Source organism: Streptomyces sp. AC555_RSS877, from assembly GCF_019049245.1.
In the GTDB taxonomy this organism is placed as follows: domain Bacteria; phylum Actinomycetota; class Actinomycetes; order Streptomycetales; family Streptomycetaceae; genus Streptomyces.
This window is the reverse complement of sequence record NZ_JAGMUK010000180.1, coordinates 1-4,026: the sequence shown is the minus strand read 5'-3', so window position 1 is coordinate 4,026 and position 4,026 is coordinate 1. Positions and strand designations below refer to the sequence as shown.

The window sequence follows — 4,026 nt, the reverse complement described above, 5'->3', positions numbered from 1 at the left end:
GCGGGTGGGGGTGCGGATGGCGATCGAGGTGGAGGGGAGTAGACCGGGGCTGTGAAGCGGTCGTGCCAGGCGCTCGCCCAAGGCGGACTGCGTCAACCTGAGGGCCACCCGACGGCCGTATACCAGCTGCCCCAGTGCGAGCGCCAGACGCATCTGGTCACGCTCACCACCCCTGAGGGCTCCAGGCAGCCCTCAGCGGCTCTGCCTTCCCGCGACAGCTACCAACGGGTGTGGTCCACAGCTCCTCCCGGAAACCAAACGCAGCCGCCGCGCCCGCCGGGAGGAGCGGCACGCCGACTCCTCCCTCGCGACCGGAGTCGAGCTTGTCAGCGATTCAGATCCACGACCCCGACTCCCAGCCCGTCGTAGGCCTCCGGCACGACAGTGGTCACCAGCGCGCCCTCGGGGAGCATCGGGTTCGGTCGCGCCACATGTACGGCTGCTGCGACGCCGAAGGCGACACCGTCGCGGAGCAACTCGGCGACAGTCATGGCCATCGCGTAGTCGTCTTCAATGACGCGGAGTACGTCCAGCAGTACACCCGCGTGCGCCACGATCCCCGCACGCTCGCGCTCAGCCTCCAGGAGGCACAAGATGGGCACCCATAGGCGCACGTCATCGCTGGACGCCGCAGCATGGATGAGGCCGGAGACCTGCTTGTTGCCGCCCATGGACAGCAGTGTGTGGCTGTCGAGGACGCAGTGTTCGATCTGGCTCAACGGGACGGCTCCGACTCCGCAAGAGCAGCCCGGTGAGCAGCAGACGCTTCCCGGATCTTGCGCCGCATCTCTGCGGATTCCTCGTCCGTCACATAATGCCCGAACCGCTCGGCGAGGAGGGCACGGGTGCGGTCGGCCCGTTCCTTGATCTGCTCGGGGGTCAGAGTCTGAGCAGCTATCTCCTGCATAAGGGCACGGAGACTGGTCCCCCGCGCCTCCGCCACGGCGGCGAGCTGGTCACGGACTTCGGCGGGCACGCGGATCATGACGTCAGACATGCCATGAGTATACGCGGCGTATACGTCTCCGGTGCCGGAGGCTCGCTCGGCTCAGCTCTCCGTTCGCGGGAACGAGACCTCCACCCGTCGGTTCTTCTTGCGGCCGGACTCCGTCGCGTTCGAGGAGATCGGGTACTGCTCGCCGTAGCCGCGGACCTCGAAGACCAGGTTCGGGTCGTTCAGTTCCTGGTCCAGGACGTCCTGCACGGCGTTGGCCCGCCGCTTGGACAGGACGTCGCCGTGGGCGGAGGAACCGAGATTGTCCGTGAAGCCGAAGACGCGGATCTTCGTCGCGTCCTGGGTCTTGATCTCCTCGGCGATCGCGAAGATGCGGGCCTTGGCCTCGGCGCTGAGCTTCGCGCTGTCCTTGCCGAACAGCACCTCTGCCTGGAGCGCGAACTTCACGTCCGCGTTGGTGTCCTCACGGCGTTCGTCGCCGCTCTGGTCTTCGACGACCTGCTTGATGTCGAGCACCTTGGCCTCGGCGAGGGTCGCGCCCTCGGGGAGCTTGAGGTCGGGGTCGTTGGCGTCGACGTTGACGGGGGCGGAGGCGGAGGGCTCGGTGCCCGGGGGGACGCTGGGGGTGTCGTCCGCGTGAACCGTGGTCGCCGTGAAGAGGTTCGCGGCGATCAGGACGGAGGCGGCGGTGAGGGTCAGGGCGAGGCGGGGTGGGTTGGGGGTCATGGGGGCCTCACCCAGAGATCTTGATCGTGGCGCTGGCGAAGGTCGGCAGCTGGAATGCCACTTCGGTCGTACTCGTGGGCGGTGCCGGGAACTGCATGAACACGGCCAGGGACTCACCCGCCTTGAGGTTGGAGAAGCCCGTCGTTGTCAGCGGACGGCCGTCTGTGTCACGGAGCACGTAGTAACGCTTCTTGCCCTTTGAGTCGACAAGCGTGGCGCCGCCGAGTGACCGACCATTTCTAATGATCTCGGTCTCATCGCCCCGCACCGCTCCGGGAACCAACACGCTCTTGTCCCCGTCGTTCTTCAGGCTGCCGTTCACCGTGACGAAACCGCCGGAATCGCGCTCGGCAGAGGTGATTTGGAGAACCAAGCCGTCCTGGCCCCGCAACTCGGCCATGGGGTCGTCCGACTGCCCATCCTGAGTACTCGGCTTGGACTCGCCCTCCTTCGAAGCGGACGCCGAGGTATCCGGCTTCTTGTCGTCGTCGCCACCTCCGCCGCAGCCGGCCACACCGACGGCCAGTCCGGCCACAACGGTCAGTGCGACCATCCCCGTGCGGGCCCTCGCAGTGAACCGATTGCTCATCTCTCCGCTTCCTTCGTCACTCGTCGTTCGCTTGTCAGTCGGCCAGATGGACATCGAAGAGGTCGTGGGGTTCCGGCAGAACGGTGAGGTCGTCCGGGTCCAGGTCCCAGTTCCGGTCCCTGCAGGTGAGTTGCGGCAATGCGTCGTCCGCCGCGTCCTCCTCCGGAAGCTCGAACTCACAGAGCGGCTCGATAACAGCTGTGGCGGACGCCGTTGAGTGAATGTTCTCCGTACCGGGAACGATGGAGTCTCCCACGGGCTCGTTGCTTTCGAGCTCGACCCTGTAACCCAGGAAACCCACCAGAGCGCAGTTCACCTTACCGGCGTCGTTCTGGGCGGCCAGCTGGTACGCCCGCTGACAGGAATTCACAACTCCTGGCACGTTGCCGTCGAAAATGCCCTGCCATTGGGTCGGGTCGAGTACGTCCTCAATCCACTGGCCTGCGAGTTGGTCTCGAGTGTCCAGGGCCGCCGCCAGCGCCGCCGCGTCGGCGGCCGTCTGCGCGCCGTTCCGGTTCGCCGCGGCCTGGCCGACCGCGAGGTACGCGAACGCGAGAAAGAGCAGACCCGCCACCACCGTGATGTAGATGGGAAAGGCCTGCCCTGCGTCATCGCACCTACGGAGCCGCAACCACATCAGCCGCCGGTGACTTCGGTGATCTTGTCCGTGATCGCGTCGTAGATCGTGGTGCCGATGTCCGTCCCCGTGATCGCCAACACGATCGCCACCACCACCGCGATGATCCCCAGGTACTCCACCGCGGTCTGCCCCCTGTCGTCGCGGGCAGCGCGGGCCTGAAGGTACGTGACGGTCGTGTTGATCCAGTTGCTCATGGTGTTCCCCTCCGCTGTCGTCGCCTTCGACACGCGAACCGTAAGCCGGAACACCCCGTCCTGCCGAGGGCCCCTGGGCCCAATTCCCGGTCGTCACAGGTCACCCCAGTCCCCGGTACGAACTCGGTGCCGTGCCCAGCCACTTCGCGGCGGCCTGGGAGCGGCTGGTGCTGTGGAGCTTGGCGAAGATGCGGTTGATGTGGTTCTTGACCGTCTTCTCGCTGATGAAGCAGGTGGCGGCGATCTGCTGGTTGTTCATCCCCGATGCGATGAGGTCCATGATCTCCGCCTCCCTCGTACTCAGCCGGAACCGCAACCTCGACGACTGTCCCACAGTTGGTTGCAGTTGCGAAAGACCTTTGCGTAAATTACTTGCATTACCTGGGGACGGAAGGCCGCGCAGGGCGAAATGTGCTGGTGGGGACCGCAGTTCATCACACACCCGCGGAATGATTGCTTCCGTATTTTCGTATGCAGTCGCACCTTCCCGTGCGGCGGCAGCCCATACGGCCGTGACGAGTTCGTTCACCGTGAACTCGCCGTGGACCAGGTACCCGGCGGCACCCCGGTGCCGGGCCTCCTGGACGGTCTCCGGCTCTGCGCTGTACGTCAGCATCAGCACGGGTGCGATCCGCACCAGGTACGGGAGTGCCGAGATGCCGTCCATGCCGGGCATGCGGACGTCCAGGAGGACCACGTCGGGGCGGTGGTCGCGGGCCGCCTCGCAGGCCTCGTGGCCGTCGGCGGCCTCCGCGACGACCGTGATGTCCGCGCGGCCGGAGAGCAGGGCGGTGAGGCCAGCTCGTACCACCGGGTTGTCGTCCGCCACGACGACGCGCAGGGGGGTGCGGGGTGACGTCTCTTGGTCCGGCATCTTTCGGCCTCCTCTCAAGGGGTGGGGGTTGGCTGGGGATTGGCGGGG

At 66.3% G+C, this 4,026-nt stretch carries 7 protein-coding genes; all 7 read right to left on the bottom strand.

Annotation, left to right across the window (positions count from 1 at the left end; genetic code table 11):
* Positions 1 to 326: 326 nt before the first annotated feature.
* A complete protein-coding gene (locus KUM49_RS38490) occupies positions 327 to 719 on the bottom strand; it encodes a hypothetical protein (RefSeq protein ID WP_217241600.1) in 393 nt (130 codons plus the stop codon).
* Positions 716 to 997 (bottom strand): Arc family DNA-binding protein, encoded by a 282-nt coding sequence (locus KUM49_RS38485; protein WP_217241599.1) that lies wholly within the window; start codon positions 995 to 997, stop codon positions 716 to 718. Before KUM49_RS38485 ends, KUM49_RS38490 begins: the two co-directional genes overlap by 4 nt.
* 51 nt (positions 998 to 1,048) lie before the next feature.
* Positions 1,049 to 1,681 (bottom strand): OmpA family protein, encoded by a 633-nt coding sequence (locus tag KUM49_RS38480; protein WP_217241598.1) that lies wholly within the window; start codon positions 1,679 to 1,681, stop codon positions 1,049 to 1,051.
* Positions 1,682 to 1,688: 7 nt separating this feature from the next.
* Complete coding sequence (locus KUM49_RS38475; RefSeq protein ID WP_217241597.1) at positions 1,689 to 2,270, bottom strand: hypothetical protein; 582 nt, start codon at positions 2,268 to 2,270, stop codon at positions 1,689 to 1,691.
* A 34-nt stretch (positions 2,271 to 2,304) separates the two neighbouring features.
* Complete coding sequence (locus tag KUM49_RS38470) at positions 2,305 to 2,907, bottom strand: pilus assembly protein TadG-related protein (protein WP_217241596.1); 603 nt, start codon at positions 2,905 to 2,907, stop codon at positions 2,305 to 2,307.
* Positions 2,907 to 3,104, bottom strand: coding sequence for a Flp family type IVb pilin (locus tag KUM49_RS38465; protein ID WP_217241595.1), 198 nt, complete (start codon positions 3,102 to 3,104; stop codon positions 2,907 to 2,909). Before KUM49_RS38465 ends, KUM49_RS38470 begins: the two co-directional genes overlap by 1 nt.
* A 100-nt stretch (positions 3,105 to 3,204) precedes the next feature.
* Positions 3,205 to 3,978, bottom strand: a complete 774-nt coding sequence (locus tag KUM49_RS38460) for a response regulator transcription factor (protein ID WP_217241594.1) — start codon at positions 3,976 to 3,978, stop codon at positions 3,205 to 3,207.
* Positions 3,979 to 4,026 lie beyond the last annotated feature (48 nt).

Excerpts from the sequence above, each read along its gene's own strand:
- KUM49_RS38460 (WP_217241594.1), bottom strand. The coding sequence starts at position 3,978 with ATGCCGGACCAAGAGACGTCACCCCGCACCCCCCTGCGCGTCGTCGTG.
- KUM49_RS38475 (WP_217241597.1), bottom strand. The coding sequence starts at position 2,270 with ATGAGCAATCGGTTCACTGCGAGGGCCCGCACGGGGATGGTCGCACTG.
- KUM49_RS38485 (WP_217241599.1), bottom strand. The coding sequence starts at position 997 with ATGTCTGACGTCATGATCCGCGTGCCCGCCGAAGTCCGTGACCAGCTC.
- KUM49_RS38470 (WP_217241596.1), bottom strand. The coding sequence starts at position 2,907 with ATGTGGTTGCGGCTCCGTAGGTGCGATGACGCAGGGCAGGCCTTTCCC.
- KUM49_RS38480 (WP_217241598.1), bottom strand. The coding sequence starts at position 1,681 with ATGACCCCCAACCCACCCCGCCTCGCCCTGACCCTCACCGCCGCCTCC.
- KUM49_RS38465 (WP_217241595.1), bottom strand. The coding sequence starts at position 3,104 with ATGAGCAACTGGATCAACACGACCGTCACGTACCTTCAGGCCCGCGCT.